This window comes from Pseudomonas sp. NFACC25, assembly GCF_900100935.1.
In the GTDB taxonomy this organism is placed as follows: domain Bacteria; phylum Pseudomonadota; class Gammaproteobacteria; order Pseudomonadales; family Pseudomonadaceae; genus Aquipseudomonas; species Aquipseudomonas marginalis.
The window spans coordinates 132182-154917 of sequence record NZ_FMUC01000001.1 but is presented as its reverse complement, the minus strand read 5'-3'; the positions used below and the strand labels follow the sequence as shown (position 1 = coordinate 154917).

At 63.6% G+C, this 22736-nt stretch carries 23 protein-coding genes; 15 read left to right on the top strand and 8 right to left on the bottom strand.

Annotation, left to right across the window (positions count from 1 at the left end; translation table 11 throughout):
* Nucleotides 1-46 precede the first annotated feature (46 nt).
* Together BLQ09_RS00730 and BLQ09_RS00725 are read right to left on the bottom strand one after the other, a co-directional pair.
* Nucleotides 47-1030, bottom strand: a complete 984-nt coding sequence (locus tag BLQ09_RS00730) for a fimbrial protein (protein ID WP_092354736.1) — start codon at nt 1028-1030, stop codon at nt 47-49.
* 23 nt (nt 1031-1053) lie between these two features.
* Nucleotides 1054-1740, bottom strand: coding sequence for a fimbrial biogenesis chaperone (locus BLQ09_RS00725; RefSeq protein WP_223841607.1), 687 nt, complete (start codon nt 1738-1740; stop codon nt 1054-1056).
* Between the two features lie 205 nt (nt 1741-1945).
* Here BLQ09_RS00725 and BLQ09_RS00720 point away from each other — a divergent pair, with 205 nt between their 5' ends.
* A complete protein-coding gene (locus BLQ09_RS00720; RefSeq protein WP_092354733.1) occupies nt 1946-2482 on the top strand; it encodes an ANTAR domain-containing protein in 537 nt (178 codons plus the stop codon).
* A gap of 10 nt (nt 2483-2492) precedes the next feature.
* On the opposite strand, the gene BLQ09_RS00715 is transcribed toward BLQ09_RS00720, so the two are convergent.
* The 3 genes from BLQ09_RS00715 to BLQ09_RS00705 all read right to left on the bottom strand — a co-directional run bounded on the left by BLQ09_RS00715 (nt 2493) and on the right by BLQ09_RS00705 (nt 6656).
* On the bottom strand, nt 2493-3824 hold the full coding sequence (locus tag BLQ09_RS00715; protein ID WP_092354730.1) for an OprD family porin: 1332 nt from the start codon (nt 3822-3824) through the stop codon (nt 2493-2495).
* A gap of 63 nt (nt 3825-3887) precedes the next feature.
* A complete protein-coding gene (locus BLQ09_RS00710; protein ID WP_092354727.1) occupies nt 3888-5438 on the bottom strand; it encodes an MFS transporter in 1551 nt (516 codons plus the stop codon).
* A gap of 9 nt (nt 5439-5447) precedes the next feature.
* Nucleotides 5448-6656 (bottom strand): aspartate transaminase, encoded by a 1209-nt coding sequence (locus tag BLQ09_RS00705; protein WP_092354723.1) that lies wholly within the window; start codon nt 6654-6656, stop codon nt 5448-5450.
* A 379-nt stretch (nt 6657-7035) separates the two neighbouring features.
* Here BLQ09_RS00705 and nac point away from each other — a divergent pair, with 379 nt between their 5' ends.
* From nac to BLQ09_RS00645, 12 genes are all read left to right on the top strand, one after another.
* Nucleotides 7036-7941, top strand: coding sequence for a nitrogen assimilation transcriptional regulator NAC (gene nac, locus BLQ09_RS00700; protein WP_027608096.1), 906 nt, complete (start codon nt 7036-7038; stop codon nt 7939-7941).
* Between the two features lie 114 nt (nt 7942-8055).
* Entirely contained in the window at nt 8056-8469 is a 414-nt protein-coding gene (locus BLQ09_RS00695; RefSeq protein ID WP_092354720.1) for an acetyl-CoA carboxylase biotin carboxyl carrier protein, read from the top strand.
* A 33-nt stretch (nt 8470-8502) separates the two neighbouring features.
* On the top strand, nt 8503-9855 hold the full coding sequence (gene accC / locus BLQ09_RS00690; protein ID WP_092354717.1) for an acetyl-CoA carboxylase biotin carboxylase subunit: 1353 nt from the start codon (nt 8503-8505) through the stop codon (nt 9853-9855).
* Nucleotides 9852-10508: a 5-oxoprolinase subunit PxpB gene (gene pxpB, locus BLQ09_RS00685; RefSeq protein ID WP_092354714.1), complete on the top strand. Its 657-nt coding sequence runs from the start codon at nt 9852-9854 to the stop codon at nt 10506-10508. Before accC ends, pxpB begins: the two co-directional genes overlap by 4 nt.
* Nucleotides 10505-11479, top strand: coding sequence for a 5-oxoprolinase subunit C family protein (locus tag BLQ09_RS00680; protein WP_092354711.1), 975 nt, complete (start codon nt 10505-10507; stop codon nt 11477-11479). The genes pxpB and BLQ09_RS00680 overlap by 4 nt, the downstream gene beginning before the upstream one ends.
* Nucleotides 11476-11868 carry a biotin/lipoyl attachment domain-containing protein gene (locus BLQ09_RS00675; protein ID WP_027608101.1) on the top strand — a complete coding sequence of 131 codons (393 nt, stop codon included), beginning with the start codon at nt 11476-11478 and terminating at the stop codon, nt 11866-11868. The genes BLQ09_RS00680 and BLQ09_RS00675 overlap by 4 nt, the downstream gene beginning before the upstream one ends.
* Entirely contained in the window at nt 11865-12638 is a 774-nt protein-coding gene (locus BLQ09_RS00670; RefSeq protein WP_027608102.1) for a LamB/YcsF family protein, read from the top strand. The genes BLQ09_RS00675 and BLQ09_RS00670 overlap by 4 nt, the downstream gene beginning before the upstream one ends.
* A gap of 93 nt (nt 12639-12731) precedes the next feature.
* The gene (locus tag BLQ09_RS00665; RefSeq protein ID WP_092354708.1) at nt 12732-13484 is read left to right on the top strand and encodes an SDR family oxidoreductase; all 753 of its coding nucleotides are present in this window, start codon (nt 12732-12734) and stop codon (nt 13482-13484) included.
* 109 nt (nt 13485-13593) lie between these two features.
* Entirely contained in the window at nt 13594-14295 is a 702-nt protein-coding gene (locus BLQ09_RS00660) for an amino acid ABC transporter permease (protein ID WP_065940245.1), read from the top strand.
* Between the two features lie 6 nt (nt 14296-14301).
* Nucleotides 14302-15045, top strand: a complete 744-nt coding sequence (locus BLQ09_RS00655) for an amino acid ABC transporter permease (protein ID WP_092354705.1) — start codon at nt 14302-14304, stop codon at nt 15043-15045.
* Nucleotides 15046-15068: 23 nt separating this feature from the next.
* Nucleotides 15069-15797 (top strand): amino acid ABC transporter ATP-binding protein, encoded by a 729-nt coding sequence (locus tag BLQ09_RS00650; protein ID WP_169899070.1) that lies wholly within the window; start codon nt 15069-15071, stop codon nt 15795-15797.
* A 59-nt stretch (nt 15798-15856) separates the two neighbouring features.
* Nucleotides 15857-16690, top strand: coding sequence for an ABC transporter substrate-binding protein (locus tag BLQ09_RS00645; RefSeq protein ID WP_092354702.1), 834 nt, complete (start codon nt 15857-15859; stop codon nt 16688-16690).
* 53 nt (nt 16691-16743) lie between these two features.
* On the opposite strand, the gene BLQ09_RS00640 is transcribed toward BLQ09_RS00645, so the two are convergent.
* A complete protein-coding gene (locus BLQ09_RS00640) occupies nt 16744-17952 on the bottom strand; it encodes a DUF1835 domain-containing protein (protein ID WP_092354699.1) in 1209 nt (402 codons plus the stop codon).
* Nucleotides 17953-18575: 623 nt separating this feature from the next.
* On the bottom strand, nt 18576-19652 hold the full coding sequence (locus BLQ09_RS00635; RefSeq protein WP_027606138.1) for an aldo/keto reductase: 1077 nt from the start codon (nt 19650-19652) through the stop codon (nt 18576-18578).
* 131 nt (nt 19653-19783) lie between these two features.
* Between BLQ09_RS00635 and BLQ09_RS00630 the strand changes: the two genes are divergently transcribed.
* Entirely contained in the window at nt 19784-20461 is a 678-nt protein-coding gene (locus BLQ09_RS00630; protein ID WP_092354696.1) for an ABC transporter ATP-binding protein, read from the top strand.
* Nucleotides 20458-21249, top strand: a complete 792-nt coding sequence (gene fetB, locus BLQ09_RS00625; RefSeq protein ID WP_027606140.1) for an ABC transporter permease — start codon at nt 20458-20460, stop codon at nt 21247-21249. Before BLQ09_RS00630 ends, fetB begins: the two co-directional genes overlap by 4 nt.
* Nucleotides 21250-21679: 430 nt before the next feature.
* Here fetB and BLQ09_RS00615 read toward each other — a convergent pair whose 3' ends face one another.
* Nucleotides 21680-22732 carry an L-idonate 5-dehydrogenase gene (locus tag BLQ09_RS00615; protein WP_092354692.1) on the bottom strand — a complete coding sequence of 351 codons (1053 nt, stop codon included), beginning with the start codon at nt 22730-22732 and terminating at the stop codon, nt 21680-21682.
* Between the last annotated feature and the right edge of the window lie 4 nt (nt 22733-22736).

Below are 22736 nucleotides of genomic sequence, written 5' to 3'. Positions count from 1 at the left end.
AAACAGCACGGTGCACCGGGGGTATAAGACGATCCTTAAAACGGGCCTACTTGTAGTGCATATCCACCACCACGGCGGCGTCGAAGGCACCCGGGATCGGCAAGGTGCGCCATTTCAGGTCGGCGCGGAATTCATCGTGGCTCTGGCCCAGCCCCATCAACTCTTGCAGCGTGAACCAGTTATTGAACGGCAATTGCTGTTGGCTCTCGGCGCGGGACAGCGCGATGCCCACCGAGCTGTTGTTATCCGGCACCAGCAAGCCATTGATCACACTGCCGCCCCCCGCCGTGCTGGCGAAGCGTGCGCTGATGGTGTAGGGCGTGTCGCAGCCCTTGCGCAGGTTCAGGCTGAAGTTGGCGCTGCTGGCCACTTCACCGATGGCAGCCTTGCGCGACGGTGTTGGGAAGTTGACCACGCTGGGGGTGATGGTCAACTCGGGGGTACAGGGCACGAAGCGGATATCGTTCATGCCGGTGACCACGTAGTTGAAATTGCTGTTGGGCCGCGAGTTGAGCCCGCGCACGCCGTCGAGCTGGAATACCCGGTAGGAGGTCAACGTACTGGCTTGCCCGCTGGGTGGCGTGGGGTCGTATTTCTCGATGAACACGCTGAAGTTGAGGGTAAAGCGCGCCTTGTCCCAGCCGACGCAATTGGCCAAGTTGCAGCCTCGATCGGAATAGAAGCCGGTACCGACCTTGCCGGTGCTTTGGGTAATCGGCTGGTTGTTGTAGCGAATGCCCACGCGAATACCCGTGCCGATACTCACGCCGGCCGGATTGACGTAGAAATACACTTCTTCGCGGCCATGGCCGTAGTCGTCCTTGCAGATCACATCGGTCGAGCGCGGGCCCGACTCCCAGATGATGGTGCCGTTGGGCGCATCGGCGGCCACCGCCAGCGCAGTACCCAGTGCCTCCTGGGTGATGATCGAGTTGGTGCCGTCCTCACGGCAGGCCAGGGCGTGGCTGGTAGCCGGCAGGACCGCACAGGCCCACAGCAGCATCGGTAAGCAGTGTTTGGTGAGTGACATGGGGGCAGATACTCCGCGATCTATCACTTGAGCGCCGCACTATGGCGGGCCTGCAAGCCGATATCGGTGATTTCGGTGAAGTGAAGGGGGGTGCCTTTGGCCAGACGTCTCGGTGCGGTGAGGGTTTTGCTCTCATGGGGTTTGAGCAGCAGGTAATCGCTGAGCGCCAGGCTGTCGGTCTGCACATTGACCAGCGACAGGTGAAACGCGCTGGGGTTACTGACGGTGATAGTCGGCCCGTCGTCGCTGCGCCATGATAATTGCCGCACCGCCTCGGCCGAGCCACCCTTGAGCGCGGGCGGCCGATAGAACAGCTTGAGCCGTTGGCGTATTGCGAACTGCACGCTGTTGGCGTCTTGCGCCTTGAGCGGAATTTCCATGACGTTGAGCCAGAACAACGACTCGCGATCGGCGGGCAAGCCTTCCCCGGCATACAGGATGCGCAGCCGGTGATGTTCCCCGGCGCCCAGTCGCACCAGCGGTTCGGGGGTGGCAAACGGCACGGGGCCTGCGGCTGAATCGTCCTCGCCGGTGACCCAGGTTTGCACCACGACGTCACGCGGTGCCTGATTGACCACGCTGATACTGGCGGCCTTGTCCTGGCCGAAGTAGATCAGGCGCGTGCCTTCGATCTTCAACGCAGCACGGGCGGGTGGCGGTGCGAGAGCCAGCAGCGCACAGGCCAGCATCGCCATTCTGAGTAGAAACATGAGCACAATTGAAATCCATGGGAGCGTGTGGGGACGCAGCCCATGGTAGGGAGAGGTGCGCGCGGGGGCTTTCAGGCGATTCTTAAAAGTGTGCCGGTGTACCGGCTTAGCGTTTCAGAATCGCCTTAAAGTCAGGTTTGCCGCCCGACGGTTAACGTAGCGGCGTTGAATGATCGACGCTGATGCCCAACTGTCAGGTTTACCTATGTCCAATAAAGCGTTACGCCTTCTGATTGCCGATGCAGACCTTCTGCAACGGATCAAGATCGAGAAAATGCTCAACCAGATGGGCTATCACCGTATCGCCCCGATTGGTTCGTTCGACGAACTGCTGGCGTTGACGCGTTCCCCCGGCGTGGCATTCGACCTGTTGATCATCAACATGGCGCTGGTGCATACACGGGAGGTGAACCTGTTGAAGTACTGCCATGACAACCCGCTGATCCGCCACACACTGGCGTATGACGGCCAATGTGCGCAGAGTTCAAGGGTGTCGGTGTCGGTAAGCCAGACCTTGCATTTGTCGCTGTCGCAATCGCCGGACTTCAACTCGCTGCGCCGTTGCATGGAGATGCTCGATCCCTTGCACACGCCACAGTCACTGGAGCGCCCGACGCTGCGCGCAGTAGACACGGAGCGCATGGCGCCCCGGGGCAGTAAGGGTTCAATAGGCACGCGTGGGTTTTGCCCCGGCGACCCGGCGGTGGTCGCGTGTGCGATCGGGTTGTCGCCCAAGCGCTAGGGGGCTGGCGTTACAAAATGCTCAACGGGTAACTGATGATCACCCGATGCTCATCGCTGTCACGCTGGGTGGTCACTTCGGTGCGCAATGAGGCATGGCGCAAGGCGATGCTCAGGTTCTTCAGCGGGCCTTGCTGGAACACATAGCTCACGGTCAGGTTGCGTTCCCACTCGCTCTTGTCACCCGTTGGCGTGCGGATGTTCGAGCCACTTTCGTACATGCCCATAAAGCTCAGGCCTGGCACGCCGACCGTGGCGAAGTCATAGCCGTAACGCACCTGCCAGGTGGTTTCCCCGGCGCGCTGGAATTTGCCGATCATCGACTCGGTCATGAAGTAGGCCGTGGAACCGTCCCCCTGGTTCAGCCACACCGCATCGCTGTCGCCGCTGACCTGTTGCAGGCCGGCGGCAATCGTATGGCCGTCGACCAGGTAAGTGAACAGGGCGCTGCTCAGGCGGCTGTCGACCTTGCCCTTGGTCACGCCGTCGCCGTAGTAGCCGAAGGTGTAGAACGCCGGGTCGTTGCCGTTGGCACCGTCGGAGCGGTTATCGAAGTGGCGCAGGTCGGTGCGCAGGGTGCCCGGGCCGATCTGCCAGTCGTACTTGAGGCCCAGGAAGTTCTGCTTGTAGAAGTCCTGCAGGTTGCCATAGTAGTACTGCAACGTCAGGTCTTTGGTGGGTTTGTAGTCGACGCCGCCGTAGTAGAACTTGTTGACGAACTCACCGCTGACCGCGTTGTTGGCGCCCGGGATCGACATGCCCATCTGGTTGCTCGAACCACGGCCTTTCACGTGTTCCAGCTGGCCGAGGGTGAAGGTGAAATGGTCCAGGTCCTTGGACTGCACCTGTCCGCCGTTGAAGGTCTGTTGCAGCATGCGGTCGGTGGACATCACCACCGGCAGCATCGGCACCAGGGTCCCGTATTTCAGCTCGGTCCGGGCAAAGCGCGCCTTGGCGGTCAGGCCCAGGCTGCCGAACTGGTCCACCGCGCGGCCATCGTGATCGGTGGGGAACACGTTGCCGTTGAACGCAGTGCTTTGCGGGTTGTAGTGACGGCCCTTGCCGGAGTCCAGGCGCACACCGAACATGCCGATGGCGTCGATGCCGAAGCCCACCGTGCCCTGGGTGAAACCCGACTCGAAGTTGGCGATAAAGCCCTGGCCCCATTCCTGGGTGTAGTTGGGGTCGGCCGCGCCGCTGCGGTTGTCGGCGTTACTGAAGAAGTTGCGGGCCAGCACGTTGAGCTTGCTGTCTTCCACCAGGCCGGCGGCGTAGCCCTGTTGGGCGATCAGCAGGCCACAAAGACCGGCGAGTACTGTTGGTGCGCGATTGAAAAGCTCCATCGGTGTCATCCCCATGTGTGTTTGGTTTTTTTGAGGGCAGTCAAAAGCGGCAGTGAAGGTTTTCTATTTGTTTTCAGGAGCAGGTGTTTCAGGAGCAACGGTGGCCGGCACGACATGCAGTCGCACCGGCGGCAAGCGGTACAGGATGAACAGCGCCAGCACGCCGATCCCGGCGCACAGCAACAGGCCTACGCCAACGGACTGCGCCAGGGCATCCCGGGCCAGGTTCAGCCACGGCGAGGCGTCGAGGTTGGCATGCAACAGCGTTTGCGGATCGGCGTACGCGGCAATGCCCTCGGCGTGATTCGCGGCGAGAAACACCCGCTGCACATTGGCGCTGTACAGCAGGTTGACCAGCACCCCCATGCCCGCAGTGCCGAGCAGCCCGCCGACCAGGCGCAGGGACTGGGTCAGCGCCGTGGCAATCCCCAGGAACTGCCGTTCGGCCAGGGTCTGGGTGAAGACCGTGAGGTTGAGCAGGATAAATCCCAGCCCCAGGCCGGCCAGCAGGATCAAACCGAGCAGCAGGTTGAACGCGGCCCCGCGCCCGACCACCGCCAGGCCCAGGCACGCCAGCAGCAGTGCGACAAAGCCTGCCAGAGGCAAATGGTTGGGGTTGCGCAAACGGGTCACGATGCGGCTGTTGACGATGGCCCCCAAGGTGATGCTCAACGCCAGCGGCGTGATCAACAGGCCGGCGTCCTGGGGCGAGTAGCCGTAGGCGCCTTGCAGCAACAGCGGCAGGTAGAACAACAGCGAAAACATGATCGCGCCGGCCGCCACCGACAGTGCGAACAACCATCGCAGGCTCGGCAAACTGAACAGCGCCGCCGGCAACAGCGCATGGGGGCAACGCCGCTCCCAATGCCACAGCGCGCTGATCGCGGCCATGCAGCCCAGGCCCAGGGCGGCGCTCAACGCCAGGCTCGAATGCCCCAGCCACTCCACAAATAGCTGCAGGCTGCCCAGGGCCAGAGCGATCAATAGCGCGCCGGGCCAGTCCAGGCGAATGCCGCTGCGCTGCTGCGGGCGGTACCAGGGCAGAAAGCGCCAGGCGATCAACAGCGCCAGGCACCCCAGGGGCAGGTTGAGGTAGAACACCGAGCGCCAGCCAAAGGCGCCGGTCAGGTAACCCCCCAGGCCCGGGCCGATGGCATTGACCACGCTGAACAGCGCACTCAAGAGCATTTGCCAGCGCAGGCGTTGACGGGTATCGGGAAACAGTTCGGGAATGCAGGCGAACGCGGTGCCGATCAGCATGCCGCCGCCCACGCCTTGCAAGGCGCGGCCGATCACCAGCACCCGCATGTCATCGGCCACGGCGCAGGCCAGGGAGGCCAGGGTGAAAATCAACGTGGCGGCGAGCACGAACGGCTTGCGCCCGTAGTAATCCCCCAGCCGCCCGAAAATCGGAATGGTGACGATGGACGCCAACAGGTAACCGGTGGCCACCCACGCGTAGAGTTCAAATCCATCGAGTTCGGCGACGATGCTCGGCAAGGCGTTGCCGATCACCGTCTGGTCGAGTGCCGAGAGCATCAGCACCAGGGAGATGCCGAGCATGGCCAGCAAGGCTTGCTGGAAACTCAAGGGCGGGTGGGCTGCCACGGTCATGGTCGGCCCTCAGCGCAACGCGGTGACGGCGGTGGCGATGCGTGCACAGCCCTGGTCGAGAGTAGCGATCGCGGTGGCGATCGACATACGGAAAAACGGCGCCAGGCCATACGCCGTGCCGGCCACCACCGCCACGCCCTGGCTTTCCAGCAGGTACATCACGACGTCGCTGTCGGTGTGCAGCACCTTGCCCTCGGGCGTGGTTTTACCCAGCAGGCCAGCGCAATTCACATACAGGTAGAACGCACCATCGGGCTTGCGGCAACTGAGGCCGGGAATGGCATTGAGCAGCTCCAGGCAGCGGTCGCGGCGTTGCTGGTAGACCAACACGCTTTGCTTGACGAAGCTCTGGTCGCCGTTGAGCGCTTCCACCGCCGCTGCCTGGCTGATCGAGCAGGCGTTGCTGGTGGACTGCGATTGCAGGGTGGCCATGGCGCCGATCAGGTCGGCGGGGCCGGCGGCGTAACCGATGCGCCAGCCGGTCATGGCGTAGGTCTTGGACACGCCGTTGACCACCAGGCTGCGCTCGCTCAAGGCCGGCTCGATGGCGAGGATATGCGGGTTGTCCAGGCCGTCGAAACGGATGTGCTCGTAGATGTCATCGGTCATCAGCAGCACATGGGGATAGTCCAGCAGCACATCGGCCAGGGCGCGCAATTCGCTGTGGCTGTAGCTGGCGCCGGTGGGGTTGCTGGGGGAGTTGAGCAGCAGCCAGCGGGTACGCGGGGTGATCGCCGCGCGCAGCTGGCCTGGGGTCAGCTTGAAGCCGTTGTGTTCCGGGCAGGCGAGGGTCACAGGCTCGCCTTCGCAGGCCAGCACCATGTCCGGGTACGACACCCAGTACGGCGCCGGGATCAGCACCTCATCGCCGGCGCCGAGAGTGGCGGCGAAGGCGTTGAAGATCGCACTTTTGGCGCCGCTGGTCACCAGCACCTGCTGGGCGGTGTAGATCAGGGCGTTTTCCCGTGCCAGCTTGTCGACGATGGCCTGGCGCAGCTCCGGGGTACCGGCGTTCTGGGTGTAGCGGGTTTCACCGCGCTCGATGGCGGCACTGGCGGCCTGGCGAATGTTGGGTGGCGTATCGAAATCCGGCTCGCCCACCACCAGGTTGATGATGGACTGGCCCTGGCGACGCAGCTCGTTGGCGCGGTCGGACGCGGCGCTGCTGGGCGATGGTTTGATGCGTTGCACACGGGCGGCGATGCGGGAGGCAGTCACGGGCGTTCCTCGTTGATGGCGTTGACAGGGGCCACAGTACGAGGCGCGGGGAAGGGCGCCATAAGATGAGTTCGTTCTGGTTTGATAGGCAGTGCTTATGGCTGGGGTTGCACTGTTGCGGTGCGTCCAGTCCTGGCTGCTCCGGGCGGGTGCCTTGGATCGGAGATCAGGGACAGCCATAGCAAAGCCTTATGGCTGGTTATACGGATGGCCTGTCTTTTGCAAACCTGCCAGGTGTACGCAAAACCAAATGTGGGAGGGGGCTTGCTCCCGATAGCAGTATGTCAGTCACAGATGCATCAACTGACACTGCCTCATCGGGAGCAAGCCCCCTCCCACATTTAAGGCATCACTTGTCCATTACATGAGCATCGCCATTTTGAACCTGCGCCGCCTGAAGTATTTCGTGAAACTGGTCGACATCGGCAGCATGACCCAGGCCGCCGATGTACTGCATGTGGCGCAACCGGCGTTGAGCCAACAACTGGCAACCCTGGAAGCCGAGCTGCAACAGCAGCTGTTGATTCGCACCAAGCGCGGCGTCACGCCGACCGAGGCGGGCAAGGTGTTGTATGGGCATGCGCAGATTATTTTGCGTCAGTGCGAGCAGGCCCAGAGCGATATCAATGCCACCGGCCAGGCGTTGTCCGGGCAGGTGTCGGTGGGGCTGGCGCCGGGTACTGCGGCGTCGGCGCTGTCGTTGCCGTTGCTGCGCACCGTGCGTGAGCGCCACCCTGGCATCCTGCTGTACCTCAATGAAAATTTCGGTACCACCTTGAGCGAGCTGATCATGAACGGCCGTATGGACATGGCCGTGCTGTATGGCGGGCGCGAGGTGCATGGCCTGAGTTTTGTCTCGCTGTTGCGCGAGCCGCTGTACCTGGTGAGTGCCGACCCGGCGATTGCCACGCGTGAAGAAGTGCCCCTGGCCGAACTGGCCGACATGGACATGCTGCTTCCGCGTCCCTACAACGTGATGCGTCGGCTGGTGGACGAAGCCTTCCTGCGCATCGGCCTGAGTGCGCGGGTGGTGGCCGAAATTGAATCCTCGACCACGCTGACCGCCGCCGTGGCTGACCATTTCGGCTCGACCATCCTGCCGGAGTCGTCGGCGCGGGTGATGGTGGCGGCCACTTCGGTGCACATGTGCCGCATCGTCGAACCCGAGGTGGAGGCGCCGCTGGCGCTGTGCCTGTCGGGGCATTTGCCGTTGTCGGTGCCGGCCCAGGCGGTCAAGGCGATCCTGCTGGAGCTGGTGGCGAAGATGCGTGGCAGCCTGATTTGAGCGGTCATAAGGTCGGCTTATCACCCCAAAGCCAAAGCGTCTTGGCCGCTTTTCGAGGGGCTCGGTAGATTGGGCCCATCCACTCAAGACACGCTCGACAGGCAGGGGCCATACATGGATTCAGCACGTATCAAGGGGTTGATGGATTTGCTGGCCGAATCCGATCTGCTGGAACTGAGCCTGACCGAAGGCGACAACACGCTGCGGCTGTTCAAGCAGGCAGGTCAGGTGATCACCGGCGCCGCACCGACCGTGACCGCAGCGCCAACACCCGCAACCCCCGTGGCCAGCGCCGCCGTGGAGATCAAGGCCAGCCTCTATGGCGTCCTGCACCTGACGCCCGCCGTGGGTGAGGCGCCGTTCGTCAGCGTGGGCCAAGCGATCGAAGCCGGTCAGACCGTGGCGGTGATCGAGGCGATGAAGATGTTCCATCCGGTCAAGGCCAAGGTTGCCGGCAAGTTGGTTGAGATTCTTGCCCAGGCCGGCGTCGAAGTCGAAGCGGGCCAGGCCCTCTTCCGGCTCGGTTGACCCCCACGCGTATTCGTTATTCAGGTGAATTCAATGTTCGACAAAGTGCTGATCGCCAACCGTGGCGAAATCGCCCTGCGCATTGCGCGTGCCTGCCACGGCCTGGGTATCAAGACCGTGGCGGTGCACTCCGAAGCGGACCGCCATGCGCAGTATGTGCAAAACGCCGATGAGTCGCTGTGCATCGGTCCGGCCGCACCGGGCCTGAGCTACTTGAACCAGACGGCGCTGCTGTTTGCCGCCAGGGTCAGTGGTGCCCAGGCGATCCACCCCGGTTACGGGTTCCTGTCGGAAAACGCCGGGTTTGCCGAGCGCATCGAAGCGGCCGGGTTGACCTTTATCGGGCCGAGCGCCGCATGCATTCGCACCATGGGCGACAAGGTGGCAGCCAAGCGCGCCATGCGTGAAGCCGGTGTGCCGTGCGTGCCGGGGCCGGATTCGAGCATGCCGAGCGACGATGCGAGCATCCTCGCCATCGCCGCCGACATCGGTTACCCGGTGATCGTCAAGGCCGCCGGTGGCGGCGGCGGTCGCGGCATGCGCGTGGTGCAGGCAGAGGCCGAGTTGTTGGCGGCCATCGGTCTCACTCGCGAAGAAGCGCGGTTGGCGTTCGGCAACCCTGAACTGTATATCGAGAAATTCCTCGGCCACCCCCGGCACGTGGAAATCCAGGTGCTGTGTGATGCCCATGGCCATGCGATCTGGCTCGGCTGCCGCGACTGTTCCCTGCAACGCCGCCACCAGAAAGTCCTGGAAGAAGCGCCGGCGCCGGGCATCGATCCCGCGCTGATCGCCACGGTCGGCGAACGCTGCGCCGAGGCCTGCCGCCGCATCGGCTATCGCGGCGTGGGCACTTTCGAGTTTCTGTATGAGGACGGCGAGTTCTTCTTCATCGAGATGAACACGCGCCTGCAAGTGGAGCATCCGGTCACCGAGATGACCACCGGCATCGACATCGTCCAGCAGCAACTGCGCATGGCCCGCGGTGAAGTGCTCAGCGTGCGCCAGGAGGACGTTCAACTGAACGGCCACTCCCTGGAGTGCCGCATCAACGCCGAGGACCCGCTGACCTTTATGCCGACCCCCGGCCTGATCCAGCGTTGGGAAGTGCCCGGCGGCTTTGGTGTGCGGGTCGATTCCCATGTCACCACCGGCTACCGCGTGCCGCCGTACTACGACTCGATGGTGGCCAAGGTCATCACCCACGGCGCCACGCGCGAAGACGCCATGGCGCGCATGCGCCTGGCCCTGAGCGAGATGGTCGTGGAGGGCATCACCACCAACATTTCTTTGCACCGCGAGATTCTGGATGACCCGGCGTTCTGCGCCGGCGGCGTCGATATTCATCACCTGGAGCGCTGGTTGCAGCAAAGGAGTCCGACATGAACATCGCCCCTGTCATCAGCCTGCTGGGCTCCAGCGCCTTGCTCTTCGAGGCGCCGGGCGAACTGGACCTGGCCCCGCAGCAGCGCATCTGGCGCCTGGCCCTGCAAGCCGGCGAATGGCCCGAGATCCACGAAGCCGTGCCCGGCATGAACAACCTGATGCTCACCTTCCTCACGCCGCCCCGTGAACTGAACGGCCTGTGCCAGCGCCTGCTGGAAGCCTGGGAACAGAGCCAGCCGCTGCCTCTGGAGGGGCGCATTGTCGAATTGCCGGTGGTGTACGGCGGCGAGTTCGGCCCGCATATGGCGGACGTGATCGCCCACACCGGGTTGGATATCGAGACCATCGCCAACCTGCACTGCGAACCGCTGTACCCGGTGTACGCCCTGGGCAGCCACCCCGGTTATTGCTACCTCGGCGGCATGGACCCGCGCCTGGCCACGCCACGGCGCCAGGTGCCGGTGCTGACTATCGGGGCGGGCTCGGTGTCCATTGGCGGGGTGCAGACCGGGGTGTCCGCCTCGGCCGGCCCCAGCGGCTGGAACACCATCGGCCGCACTGAAATGGCGTTTTTCGACCCCGCCCAAACCCCGCCCGCGATCTTGCGGCCGGGTGATTTCCTGCGCTTGCGCATCGAGAGGATCATTCGATGATCGAGATTTTATCGGCCACCGCCCTGGCCACCGTGCAGGACTTCGGCCGCTTCGGCAGCCTGGGTTATGGCGTGGGCACATCGGGCGCCATGGACCACCTGGCCCTGGCCTTGGGCAACCTGTTGCTGGGCAATCCCGAAGACGCCGCCGCGATTGAAATACCGCTGTTCCCGTTCGAGGTACGGCTGCTGCAGGACTGTGCCTTTGCGGTGACCGGCGCCGCTTGCGACGCCACCCTGGACGGCCAGCCCTTGCCACCGAACTGGGTGTGCCAGGGCCGCGAAGGCCAGGTCTTGAACCTGGGCTATCCGACGTCTGGCAGCCGTGCCTATCTGTGTTTGGCGGGCGGGGTGGATGTGCCGTCGGTGCTGGGTTCGCGCAGCACTCAATTGCGCGGCGAGTTCGGTGGCCTCGACGGCCGCGCCCTGCAACAGGGTGATCGGCTGGGGGCACTGCACCCCGGTATCAGCCCGTTGCCGCTGGATGTTGGGGTGCTGGCGCCAGGCCTGGCGCTGCCGTTGCAGGTTGATGGGGTGCCTGCCATGCGCGTGTTGCCCGCCGCCGAATACGAGCGCTTCCAGGAGGCCTCCCGCGCGGCGTTCTGGGCCGGTGAATGGAAGATCACCACCCAGAGCAATCGCTACGGCTACCGAATGGAAGGCCAGCCGCTGCTGCCCATTGCACCGATGGAAATTCGCTCCCACGGCATCGTGCCGGGGGTGATCCAGGTGCCCCACGGCGGCCAGCCCATCATCCAGATGCGTGACGCCCAGCCCAGCGGCGGCTACCCCAAGTTCGGCAGTGTGATCGAGGCCGACCTGTGGCGCCTGGGCCAGGCGCCCATCGGCGGCAAGGTGCGCTTTATCGAGTGCAGCTACCTGGAGGCCGTCGAGGCCCTGGAAACCAATCGCGCGTATCTGCGGGAAGTCAGCCGCCTGCTGGAACTGCACCGTGAAGGAGTGAAAGCATGACCCTTGAGGAAATTCGCCAATTGGCGCTGTGGCTCAAGGAGCACCACCTGGCCGGTGCCGAAATGAGCCGCCCCGGTGTGCACCTGACGCTCAAGCGCGGCGCCTCGGCCGGCGCTGTTGCGGCGCCTGCCGTGGCCGTGGTTGAAGACCAGGTGCTGCGCACCACCGGCCTGGGCCGCTTGCTGCTGACCCACCCCCAACTGGATCAACCGTTCGTGGCGGTGGGCGATCAGCTCAGCGCCGGGCAACTGGTCGCGCTGCTGCAAGTGGGTGAGTTGCTGTTGCCCTTGCGCGCGCCCCGCGCCGCACGGGTCGTCGATGTGCGCGTGCCGTGCGGCACCACCGTCGGCTACGGCGAAGCCTTCCTTGGTGTGGAGTACCCCGCATGAAGATTGATTTGAACGCCGACCTCGGCGAAGGCTTCGGCCCGTGGCGCATGGGCGAGGATGAGGCGCTGATGCACCTGATTTCATCGGCCAATGTCGCCTGCGGTTTCCATGCCGGCGACCCGTTGATCATGGACAACACGGTGCGCCTGGCCAAGGCCGGCGGCATCGACCTGGGGGCGCATGTGGGCTTCCCGGACCTGATGGGCTTTGGCCGTCGGCAGATGAACATCGAGATCAAGGAACTCGCCGCCCATGTGATCTACCAGCTCGGCGCGCTCGCCGGGATCGCGGCGGTCAACGGCCATCCCATGACCCATATGAGCTTCCACGGCGCCCTGGGCAATATGGCCGCCGCCGATGCGGCGCTGGCGGAGCCGTTGGTGCGGGCGGTGGCGGCGTTTGACCCGACGCTGATCATCAGCTCCTCCAGCAGCCGCGCCATCGAGGGCGCGGCCGAGAAGTGCGGCCTGCGCGTCGCCACCACGTTTCTCGCGGACCGCGCCTATGACGACGATTGCCTGCTGGTGCCGCGCAAGGTCGACGGTTCGGTGATCAAGGAGCCGGCAGCGGTGCTGCGCCGGGTGCGGCAGTTACTGGAGGAGGGCACCGTGACCGCCCTCAGCGGCAAGGTGCTGCGGGTGCCGGCCCATTCGATCCTGCTGCATGGCGACACCCCCGGCGCGGTCGAACTGGCGCGCACCATTCGCGCCGAAATCGAGCAACTGGGCGGTCGCATCACGCCGATTTCCCAGCTGCTGGCCGCGTCATAAGCAGGCCTTATCGCCACACAACCATTGCGTCTTGGTCCAGCGCCCGAAGGCTGGATAGAGTCGAACCATAACCCGTAGCACAAGGACCACCCCATGCCATTTTCCGACTACAAAACCGCGCTGGTCACCGGAGCTTCCTCCGGCATCGGCGCCGCCGTTGTCGAGCGCCTGTGCCAGGAAGGCGTGCAGGTGCATGCCCTGGCCCGCAGCGCCGACAAGTTGCAGGAACTGGCGGCCAGGACCGGCTGCATCGCCCATGCCGTCGATGTCACCGACCTTGCCGGGCTGACCAGACTGTTCGCCGAAAACACCTTCGACATCCTGGTCAACAACGCTGGCGTCGACAAGCCTGGCTCCCTGCTCAAGGCCGACGCCGACGGCATCGACCTGCTGATCGACGTCAACCTGCGCGCCGTGCTGCACCTGGCGCGCCTGGCGCTGCCGGGCATGGTCGAGCGCGACTGCGGGCACATCATCAACATCAGTTCGATTGCGGCGGCCTACAACTTTGGCGGCAACTCCACCTACCACGCGACCAAGGCCGCCGTGAGCATGCTTTCGCGCCAGTTGCGCATCGATGCGTTCGGCAAGCGCGTGCGGGTCACCGAGATCTGCCCGGGTCGGGTCGCCACGGATATTTTTGCCCACGTGCACGGCGATTCCGAAGCCACCTACAAGCGCTTCGTCGAGGGCTTTGAATTGCCCCAGGCCGAGGACATCGCCAATGCCATCGCCTTCGCGATTGCCGCGCCGATTGCGGTCAACATCGGGCACATGGAAATCACCCCGACCTTGCAGGTGCCGGGCGGGCTTTCCACCGCCCGGCCCCAGGACTACCAGGGCTGAATCCGAGCCCCGGCAAAAGAACGGATCGATCCGTCAGCGCTGCATCCCGCCACGGCCACGCCGGGTGATTTTGATTTCTGCCCTAGCCCAATGCCGATAGGGATTGACCATGAAGCAAGACTTCGATTTGGCCGCGATTCTGCAAGGCGAGTATGCCGAGCTGATCGTCAAGGGCATCGAAATGACCTTGCAGCTGGCGCTGTTCGCCTGGCTGCTGGCGATGCTGCTGGCGCTGACACTGGTCACGGTGCGCCTGACCGGTAACAAGCTGGCCGACCGCCTGGTGGCGGGGTATGTGTCGTACCACCGCAATGTGCCGACCCTGGTGCAACTGATGCTGTGGTACTTCGGCGTGCCGACGCTGCTTGGCGAGTCCACGCAACTGTGGCTGGCCAACCACAACACTGAATACCTGTTCTCGGTGATCGCCCTGGGCCTGTGCCAGGCTGCGTATTTCTGTGAAGACATGCGCAGCGGCCTGCGCGCCATTCCCGCCGGGCAGACCGAAGCGTCCAGGGCCCTGGGCCTGGGCTACGTGCGTTCGATGCGCTACGTGATCCTGCCCCAGGGCGTGCGCAACTGCCTGCCGTCGCTGATCAACCACACCGTGCTGCTGTTCAAGAACACCAGCCTGGCGATGGCGATCGGCGTGATGGAACTGACCTACGCCAGCCGCGAAGTGGAGAACTACACGTTCCGCACCTTTGAGTCGTACCTGGTGGCCACGGTTTTCTACCTGGTGTTTTCACTGCTGCTGATGGGCGCCGGGGCATTGCTCGCCCGTCACTTCAGCAAAGCCCTGGCGAGGTAGACCGCGATGTTCGATATGTTTTCAATCGTGCAGCAGAACTGGACGCTGTTCCTGATCGGCCAATACCCCCACGGCCCGCTGGGTGGCCTGGTCAGTACCCTGATCCTGGCGGCGCTGGCGTTGCTGCTGGCGTTCCCGTTCGGCCTGCTGCTGGCCTTGGCGCGGGTGTCGCCGTGGAAGGGCTTGTACTGGGTCGCGACAGTGTGGGTCTATGTGCTGCGTGGCATCCCGTTGCTGATGGTGATCTTCTGGACCTACTTCCTGGTGCCGTTGCTGATCGGCCATAACATCACCGGCTTCATGACCATGCTCTGCACCCTGGTGATCTACCAGAGCGCCTACCTGTGCGAAATCATTCGCGGCGGCATCCAGGCGCTGCCGGCCGGGCAGTACGAGGCGTCCCGCGCCCTGGGCCTGGGCTATGTGCGCACCACGGTCTGGGTGATCCTGCCCCAGGCGCTGTACAACGCGCTGCCGAGCCTGATCAGCCAGTTCATCTCGATCATCAAGGAAACCTCCCTGGGCTACGTGATCAACGTGCAGGAAGTGACCTTCGCCGCCAACCAGGTCAACAACCAGCTGCTGACCAAGCCGTTCCAGGTGTTTTTCATCCTGGCGATCATCTACTACCTGCTGTGTTTCGGCCTGACCCGCCTGGCCGGTTGGGTGGAGCAACGCATTGCCCGCAAGCGCCTGGGCGATGGCGGGCAAACCGTGGCGGGCGGTCCGTTGCTGACCACCGATAATTGAAGAGGGCTGCGCTCATGCATCCAATGATCATGTTTTCGAAAATCAATAAATGGTACGGCGAGTACCAGGCGCTTACCGACATCACCGCCGAGGTGCAACCCGGTGAAGTGGTGGTGCTGTGCGGCCCCTCGGGTTCTGGCAAGTCGACGCTGATCCGCACGGTCAACCGCCTGGAAGACATCCAGGCCGGCCAGATCCTGTTCGATGGCCAGGACGTGCACGGCACCGACGCGCAGATCAACCGCCTGCGCAGCCGCGTGGGGTTTGTGTTCCAGAGCTTCAACCTGTTCCCGCACCTGTCGGTGCTGGAAAACATCACCCTGGCGCCGAACAAGCTGCGCAACCTCAAGGGCGCCGCTGCCAAACAAAAGGCCATGGAATTGCTCGACCGCGTCGGCCTGGCCCATAAGGCCGGTGCTTACCCGGCGCAGTTGTCCGGCGGCCAACAGCAGCGCGTGGCGATTGCCCGGGCATTGGCGATGGAACCGCCGGTGATGCTGTTCGACGAGCCCACCAGCGCCCTCGACCCGGAAATGGTCGGTGAAGTGCTGAGCGTGATGAAGGGCCTGGCCAAGGACGGCATGACCATGATGTGCGTGACCCACGAGATGAACTTCGCCCGCGAAGTGGCCGACACCATCTGGTTTATGGACGCGGGGCAGATTCTGGAAAAGAGCAGCCCCGATGCGTTCTTCACCCAGCCTTCGCACCCGCGAGCGCAACGTTTTATCGCCGACCTGCGGGCCCATTGAGCTGCGGCGGCTTTGCTCCCTCTGCCATTTTTGCTGGTCCAACTTTCTGGAGATTTCCCATGGGTATGAAGCATCTGTTTACCGCACTGGCATTGGGGCCATTGGCGATCGCCGTCGCACAGGCCGACCAGTTGAGCGACATCCTGGCCAAGCAGTCCCTGAGCTGCGGCGTCTACGCCGACGTGCCGCCATTCTCCGCGCCGGACCCGAAAACCCGCGAGCTGGTGGGCATGGACGTGGACCTGTGCAAGGCCCTGGCCAAGACCATGGGCGTGGCCCTGGAACTCAAGCCGCTGTCGGTTGAAGCGCGGATTCCCGAAGTGAAAATGGGTCGCGTCGACGTGATCTTCGCCAACCTGGCCTACACCAAGACCCGCGCCGAACAGATCCAGTTCAGCGACCCGTACTACATCGCCAAGGAAACCCTGGTGGTGCGCGCGGCGAATGCCGACCAGCCGAAAAGCTTCTTCAAGGACAAGCGCATCAGCTCCACCAAGGGCTCCACCTCCGAGCAGTCGATCCGCCTTGCCGGGGCCACCCCGGTGACCTTCCAGGACACCGGCTCGGCCTACATGGCGTTGCAACAGAACAAGGTGGTGGGCCTGGTGACCAACACCATGACCGCGCTGAAACTGGTCAACCAGGCCAAGGCCAGTGGTGTCGAACTGGCCCTGGCCAAGGAGCCGATGGCCCTCGAACCGATCGGTGCCGGCATGCGCCGCGATGAGCCGGCGTTTCTGGCCAAGGTCAATGAGTCGTTGATGGCGATGGAGAAGGCCGGGGAGATCGATGCGATCTGGGACCGCTGGATCGGCCCGAACACCGAATACAAGATGTTCCGCGAGGACAAGGTGCAGAGCTTGAGCGCATTGAAGTTCGAGCCGTTGCCGTAAGCGCCGGCGGTTGTGAAAAAGCCCGCCGTGGGTGATGCACGGCGGGCTGTTTTTTACGGTGTTCTGTACTGGGGGCGCAGGGCCTCATCAATCATCCAGTGCGGTTGGCCGGGCCTGATGCATGTACCGCCCACCCAGCGTTCGTGGCTGGCATGGTCGAGCCAGTACGCCTGTCCGTTGAGCACGCTATAGCCCAAGGGGGTCAGCGACAACGTGCGGCGGGGCCAGTCCAGATGCGTCTCGGTTTCCGTCAGCAACGGCTGCTCGCCATCGATCAACGGCCGCAACAGCGCATGAAACATCATGTCCCCGAGGAACGGCAGCGGGTCGCGCCTGGCCATCAGCTCGGCGAACACACGGCCAAACGGCAGCGGCCCGGCTTCGGCGAGGTAGGTCAGGGCCAGGCGTTCGGTCAGCGACAGGCCGTCCTGGGTGCCCGGTAACTCCTGCAACTGACGCAACAGCGCCGGCGCCAGCAACGGCAGGGCGGGGTGTTGGCCATGGGCAAGCGCCGCCAGCCGGGTCGGTGAGCTGTCGCAATAGGCCGACCAGGCCTGTTTGGCCAGGTGCACGGCATCGTCACCGATGAGGCGCCGCTGTGGCCAGAGCCACGCCAATACATCGGGCGCCAGTTGGCCGATACCGATAAAACGCTCGACACCGGGAATACGATCCACCTCGATCAGCTCCAGCCTGGACGGTGCCTGCTCCAGGCCGGCCAGGGCACGCATCAGGAACAACTGGTCATAGGCGTCCGCCTCGCACCACAGCACGCTGTGCTCGGCACTGGCCAAGGTTTCCAGCTGATCGTATTCATCGTCGACGCGGCGCGTGACGTCCGCTAAGGGCAGAGCAAAGGCCTGGCTGATGAACGCGCTGCGCAGGGCGCGGAATTCTGCGGCGGGGACGTCGCGCACCGGGCCCATGCACAGCGGGTCGGTGAGCATCTGGAAGCGGCCCTTGAACCCGGCCACCTGGAGGCTGTGGGCAATGTCATTGCCGCAGCGCCAGTGGGTGGTGCGTGCTTCGTCGCTGGCGGCAAAGTCGGGATGGCGGGCGGCGAAGTCAATGGCGTCGACATGGGCCTTGAGCTTGGGCCAACTGCTGAAGCCCAGTTGCCTGGCGATCTGCCATTGGGCTTGGGACAGGGTGGCGCCGGGGTCCTGGGCTTTCAGATGGCGCAACAGTTCCTTGGCGCGCTTGCGCTGCTGCTCAAGGTTGAGACGGCCATCGGTGTTGGAGGATACGGGGCGTTGCGACATACGATCTCCTTGCACAAACCTTTTCCGCTTTAAGGTTGGGAGTCGTAGAAATGAGGTAGAGCTTCATTGTCCTGGGCGCAGCCCTTTCCGCGGAAGGTGGCGTAGAGAGCGCCAGGCGGGAAATATAGGCACTGCGGCGTTTGATTGCAAATCGGGCTTGGGATCGAAGCCGTACTCCTTTTTTGGGGGGGACGGGATTAAATGTGGGAGGGGGATTTGCCCTCATGCCAGTCAGTGAAGACGTAGAAAGGGGAAAAAGTAACCTGTGGTGAGGGAACAAGCTCTTATCAAGATTAAAATAACTCACTGATTTTAAAGGGATAAAATTTCACGCTGAAGTCTTGAGTCCTGCATAAATAATTTCAGGCGAGCGCATTCTTGTGGTGAGCGGGCTTGTCGAATCGTCGCACCGCCCGCGTTGGGCTGCGCAGCAGCCCCAAAAACAGGCGCAGAGGAGTGTCTGATACACCACATTTGTCTCCATCAGGGGCGCTTCGCACCCCAACGCGGGCGGTGCGACGATTCGACAAGCCCGCTCGCCACAGAGGTCCCAGTTTGCTGCGCGACAGCGCTACGTCGAAGAGGTAGTGGCACCTCCCTCGCCACAGGTACGCTGTTCTGGATTATTTGTCCTTGCGTGCATCCATGGTCTTCTGGTGCTCGGCCAGGAACGGCTGTTCTGCCGGGTCGAAGCGATCAATCCCGGCAGTAAAACGATGCCAGTACGGGTACAACGGTTGGCGCCGTGTCACCGCTTCAATACGCGAGAACTGTTCATCGGTGAGTTTCAATTCCGTGGCCGCCAGGTTGTCACGCAGATGCGCTTCCGTGCGGGCGCCGACGATCAGCGAGGTAATTCCCGGACGGTCCTTGAGCCAGGCCAGGCAGGTGCGCGCCACTGACACGCCCTGTTCATCGCCCACGGCGGCGAGGGTCTCGATGATGTCCAGCGCACGTTCCTGGTCATGCACGTAGGGTTCGGGCCAGCCGCTGCCCTGACGGGTATTGGCCGGTGGCTGCTGCCCGCGCCGGGTGGAACCGGTCAGCAGGCCTTCGCCCATCGGCCCCCACACCAGCGTCCCCACGTGCTGGTCCAGGGCCAGGGGCAGTAACTCGTACTCGGCCTCGCGGGATTCCGGGGTGTAGTAGATCTGCTGGGTGATGGGCTTGAGCATGCCGTGCAATTCGGCCTTGCCGAGGGTTTTCATCATCTGCCAGGCGGTGAAGTTGCTGGTGCCAAAGTAGCGGATCTTGCCTGAGCCAACCAACAGCCGCAGGGCTTCGAGGGTTTCCTCGATGGGGGTCATGCCGTCCCAATTGTGCAATTGGTAGAGGTCGATATGGTCGGTGCCCAGGCGCTTCAAGCTCGCTTCGCACGCGCGAATCAGGTGATAGCGCGACGAGCCTGAGTTGTTCGGGTTGTTGTCCACGGGGCTACGGCCCTTGGTGGCCAGCAGGATATCGTTGCGCTTGTCGCCCAAGGCTTTGCCGACCACTTCTTCGGCCAGTCCGTGGGAGTAGAGGTCGGCGGTGTCGACCATATTCACCCCGGCGTCGAACGCGATATCGAACATGCGCCTGGCCTGGGGCACGTCTACCGATCCGCATTTTTCAAACTCGGCGCGACCGCCAAAGGGCACGGTGCCGAGGATGATTTCGGATACCAGCAGGCCCGAATGGCCCAGTTGTCGGTATTGCATGTCGTCTCCTACTTAACGTTGAACCTGAAGTTCTGAACGACGTGGGTGGCGATAGTTTGAATTTTTTCATGAAAACTTCCCGCGCCTGCCGCACCATTGCGCCCAACAGGTTTAAGAGGAACACCGCGTCCATGAGTGCACTGATCGAAACCCGCGCCCTCACGCGCATGGACGAACGCCGGCAGGTGCCGTTGCTGCAGCCCACGGATTTCACCTTGAACCGCGCCGACCGCGTGTCGATCACCGGCGCTTCCGGTTCCGGCAAAAGCGTATTGCTGCGGGCATTGGCGCTGCTGGATGCGCCCACCAGCGGGCAGGTCCTGTGGAACGGCCAGCCGATTGCCAATGCCGAGATTCCCCATTACCGCAGCCATATCAGCTACCTCTCCCAACGCCCCGCGCTGCTCGAAGGCACGGTGGAGGACAACCTGCGCTTTCCCTTCAGCCTCAAGACCCTGCGCCAGCGCCGCTTCGACCCGCAAGCGGTGACCGCGTTGCTGGGGCATGCCGGCAAGGCAGCCGATTTTTTGACCAGGAACGCGTTGGACCTGTCGGGCGGCGAGGCCCAGGTGGTCTCGCTGATCCGCACCCTGCAACTCAACCCCGAGGTGCTGCTGCTGGACGAACCCACCGCCGCCCTCGACCCCACCTCATCCGGCGATGTGGAAACGTTGATCAGTGCCTGGTTTGCCGGTGATAACGCCCGCGCCTATGTCTGGGTGTCCCATGACCTCGATCAGGCGCGGCGCATGAGCGACATCCACTTGCACATGAGTGCCGGCGTGTTGAGCGAGGCGACCCAGCCATGAATTATCAAAACCTCACCGCCCTGGACATGGGCATCGCCGCTTCGCTGATCCTGGTCAACGGTGCGCTCTCCCTGCTGCTGCGCCTGGGCCTGGGCCGCCAGTTGCTGTGGGCGGCGGTGCGTACCGTGGTGCAACTGTTGGCCATCGGTTACCTGCTGGGCTGGGTGTTCGCGTTCGCCTACTGGTATGTGGTGCTGCCGTTGATGGGCGCAATGACCCTGATCGCCGGGCTGTCGGCGGCGGGGCGCGGGCGCAGGACGTACCGTGGGCAAAGGGTCGACAGCATCCTGTCGGTGTGGGGCAGTTCGTGGCTGGTGACGGCAGTGGGTTTGTTTGCGGTGATCCGCATCCACCCGTGGTACGAGCCGCAGTACGCGATCCCGATCCTCGGCATGATCCTCGGTAATACCCTGACCGGCGTGTCCCTGGGGATCGAACGCATGACCCAGGAACTGACCTCGGGGCGCAACACCATCGAGATGATCCTGGCCCTCGGCGGCTCACGCTGGGAGGCGGCGCAGGAAGCGATCCGCCAGGCGGTACGCGCGGGGATGATCCCGACCCTGAACCAGATGACCGTGGTCGGCATTGTCAGCCTGCCCGGCATGATGACCGGCCAGGTGCTGGCGGGGGAAAGCCCGGTGGACGCGGTGCGCTATCAGATCGTGATCATGTTCCTGATTGCCGCGTCGTCGGCGTTGGGTACGGTGGGGGCGGTGTTGCTGACGTATCGGCGGTTGTTTTCCAGGAGCCACCGGTTTTTGCGTGAGCGCTTGCAAGAGCGCTAAGCGTTCATTTGGCGAAGGGGTTTTCTGTGGTGATGGAGGCCCCACCCCGTCTTCGGCGCCGCGCTGTCGCGCAGCAAACTGGGACCTCTGTGGCGAGCGGGCTTGTCGAATCGTCGCACCGCCCGCGTTGGGGTGCGAAGCGCCCCTGATGAAGACAAATGTGGTGTATCAGACACTCCTCTGCGCCTGGTTTTGGGGCTGCTGCGCAGCCCAACGCGGGCGGTGCGACGATTCGACAAGCCCGCTCACCACAAGAATGCGCTCGCCTGAAATTATTTATGCAGGGCTCAAGACTTCAGTGTGAAACTTTAACCCTTTAAAATCAGTGAGTTATTTTAAGTTTGATAAGAGCTGGGGCCGCTTCGCGTCCCAACGGGAGCAAGCGCCCTCGCCACAAGAATCTTGCTGACCAGAAGGGCTCGTCACAGGTTCAAGGCTGATCCGCCACGCCAAAATCCAACACCACCTTCATCGCCTGAGTCTTGTCAGCCGCCAATTCAAACGCCTGCACCGCCTGCTCAAACGGCAGCGTGTGGGAGATCACCGGGCGTACGTCGATGACCTGGCGATTGAGCAAGTCCACCGCCTGGGCAAACTCGCTGTGGAAGCGGAAGGTGCCGCGCAGGTCGATCTCGCGGCTGACCAGCAGGTTCAGCGGCAGCGACACCTCACCGCCCAAGCCGACCGTGACCAGCACGCCGCGCGGGGCGATGCAGTCCAGGCCGTTACGCAGGGCCTGGGCGCTGCCGGAGACTTCGAACATCACCTCGAAGTAACCCTTCTCGGCGGTGTAGCGCTTGAGCGCGTCGATGCCGTCGGCAATGTTGTGGGTGCGCGTGGCGCCCATTTTTTCCGCGCAGGCCAGGGCGCTGGCGGACAGGTCCACCGCGACGATTTCAGCCGCACCGGCGGCGCGCAGGCCGGCGATCAGCAGGTTGCCGATGGGGCCGCAACCGGTCACCAGCACGCGCTTGCCGAATACCGCGCCGGCCCGTTGGATCGCATGCAACCCCACCGACAGCGGTTCGGCCAGTGCACCTTCGGCGAGGCTGACATGATCGGCCAAAAGATGTGCCTGGTGCGTCTCGATCACCAGGCTCTGGCGAAACGCGCCCTGGACATGCGGGAAGGGCATCGCGCTGCCGTAGAAGCGCATGTCCAGGCAGTGGTTGGGCAGGCCTTGATGGCAATAACGGCAAGCACCGCACGGGCGCGAGGGCGATACGGCAATGCGTTGGCCGACCTTGAACCGGCCGGCGTCGGAGCCCACGGCGTCGATCACTGCCGAGACTTCGTGGCCGAGCACCATCGGCTCGCGCAGGCGCACAGTGCCGAAGCCGCCGTGCTGGTAATAGTGCAAGTCCGAGCCGCAGATGCCGCCGCGGGCGATGCGCACGCGCAGTTGCTCGGGGCCCAGGCTGTGGGGTTCGTCCTGGGGGCTGACCCGCAGGTCTTTTGAGGCGTGGCAGACAATGGCGTGCATAAGG